We start from the raw sequence: 2243 nt of genomic DNA on the forward strand, positions 1-2243 counted from the left end.
ATGTCGCCGCGCAACCGCAGGAACTTGTGGTCCTTCTCTTCTTGAATCCCGATGCCTTCGGCGATCTCCCTGACCGTGAAGGCCCTATCGGGCGCGGCCTCTAGGAACGCGACAATCTGGTACGGGCGTGTCCCCTCGCGCTCTCCGACCCGGCTTGGCGTGGTCTTCGCCTTGTGCGCCTGCTCTTTCAACAGGATGGTGTTGAAGGCCTCGGTCACGGTGCGACCGCGTTCCCGCTCTTTCTGCCGTAGCTTCGACACCAGCTCAGCGCGGCGAGCCTCGACCTTGTCCAATTCCCGGTAAAGGAGGTCTATCTCGTTGCTGAGGGTGATATACATCTTGTAGTCCGGCTCCATTCCTCGTTCTCCGACCCAGCCAACCACTGGTACCCTGGGTTCGGCTTGGAATTAGAGCACAAGAAACTGGTGTAAACAAGCCGGACTTCCCACTTGATGCTTGGGTGTTGTTCCATCCCCAGATTGAGACGACCGCTGATTACGCCTGATAGCAGCAGCTAACGCCTGCATAGCGGTTGCCATATATCAAGAATGCCATATGTGTAATGGTGTGTCATACTATGTCACATATCCACTGTTTTATTCGGTATCATTCGGTGTCAACCGGCGTCAGCCTGTCTTTGTGCTACAATGCCCGCCATGAGTGACGAGAAAACGCCCCAGAAGGGCGTCACAACAGATTTAGGGTTCGAGGAAGCGATCAAGCGGGCCGTGAAGGTCAAGCCCCCGAAAGAGGGCTGGGAAGCCGTGGAGCGCGAGCAGAAGGCCCCCAACCTGGGGCGGCCAGCAGAGCCGAAGAAGAAGCGCCGCTAAACCAACCTACTCACTCCATAGGGTATGACCCGGCAGGGTGCCCGAAAGTGGGGTGGGCGAGGGGCTAGCTACCGGCCTGATTGAGGACTGGGTTTGCTAGGTGCATAGTCGCCCTGATCTACCCCAACCCCCTAAAATCCCTGCATTTCTGGCCGATTCGCGGCTTGACTGCTTAAGTAAGTCACTTTAGTCTTCCAAGTAGCTTACTTAAGTTTGTTATCGTCAAGCATGCCGATTGAGCACATAGGAGTCGATGCCGGTCCCGAGGGGATTCGGCTGGTGCGCGTCGAGGCCGGGTTCGGCACGGCAGTTTTTCGTGTGTACGAGACGCATGCGCTGGTTGCCGTGCCCGAGCACGAGCACGACGAGCCCGCGGAAGAAGAGGAAGCCCCCGAACCAGGCGATGAAGAGCTGGAAGCTTCCGAAGAATCCGAGGACGAAGAAGAGGCCCCCGAACCCGAGGGCCCTGCCCCCTGGACCCGGCTCGAGGAATCCATTCAGGCCACGCTGGCCGAGCTGGCCGAGAGCGGAACCTTCGAGACGCAGTTCACCGCGACAGCGATGCACACCGGGCTGCTCACCACGCGGCTCATGTCCTTTCCCTTTACCAATCGCAAGAAACTCGACCTCGTGCTCGAACCCGAGTTCGAGAGCCTCACCCCCTTTGAAGCAGAAGACTATCTCTTCGATCACACCACCGTGCAGAGCGGCGAGGCCGGCGCGCGGCTCCAGGCCTATGCCCTGCCCCACGAGGCAATGGCGCGCTTCATCACCGGGTGTGAGAACGGCCGCTTCGACCCGCGCATCATCACGGTAACCGGCGCGGCGCTTTCCGCCCTGCCATTGGCTGTGCAGGCAAGTGCGCCGGCAGATGCTGCAGATCAGGCTGAAGAAGAATCCGACGCGCCGCCTACCGCCGAAGAGGCCTGGTATCAGCGCGAGAGCACGCCGGTCGCCGCCGATACCGAAGACGAAAAAGAGCAGAAACTCACCGGGGCGCGCGCCCTGCTTGAAGCCAACGATTGCACCGCGCTTCTGTATCTGGGCGAGGCCGAGACCGTGCTGGTGATCCTGCGCAGGGGTAGCCCCTGGCTGCTGCACGCCTCGCAGCACGCCCTTGAGCAGATTCGCGCCGACGAGGGTGTTGCGAGGGCGCTCGGTTCGGAATTGCACCGCCAGCTTCTGGGATTTGAGGCCAACCACGGTGTTCGTCCCGATCAGCTCTGGGCCCTTGGCGCAGGCGCCGCCAATGATTCGCTACTCAAAACACTCGCTGCAGCGACATCGCTCGCCTGCGAGCCCGGCAAGCTCGATCCCGAGAGCGTCGGCGAGGAAGCGGCGAAGACGCTGGAGCAGCATCCCGAAGCGGCGCTCGCCCTGGGACTTGCCTACCTGAGCGCGCGTGCGCGGCAG

General features: G+C 61.1%; 3 protein-coding genes. 2 read left to right on the plus strand and 1 reads right to left on the minus strand.

Annotated features, from left to right (window positions below; translation table 11 throughout):
• A partial coding sequence (locus KDH09_18670) for a hypothetical protein (protein MCB0221728.1) occupies positions 1-356 on the minus strand: 356 nt, incomplete at its 3' end.
• 300 nt (positions 357-656) lie between these two features.
• On the opposite strand from KDH09_18670, the gene KDH09_18675 reads away from it, so the two are divergent.
• Together KDH09_18675 and KDH09_18680 are read left to right on the plus strand one after the other, a co-directional pair.
• On the plus strand, positions 657-830 hold the full coding sequence (locus KDH09_18675) for a hypothetical protein (protein MCB0221729.1): 174 nt from the start codon (positions 657-659) through the stop codon (positions 828-830).
• 228 nt (positions 831-1058) lie between these two features.
• Positions 1059-2243, plus strand: a 1185-nt coding sequence (locus tag KDH09_18680) for a hypothetical protein (protein MCB0221730.1), incomplete at its 3' end; no start/stop codon positions are given.

This window comes from Chrysiogenia bacterium (genome assembly GCA_020434085.1).
In the GTDB taxonomy this organism is placed as follows: Bacteria; JAGRBM01; JAGRBM01; order JAGRBM01; family JAGRBM01; genus JAGRBM01.

Coding starts and splice junctions, on each gene's coding strand:
- KDH09_18675 (MCB0221729.1), top strand. CDS start 657: ATGAGTGACGAGAAAACGCCCCAGAAGGGCGTCACAACAGATTTAGGG.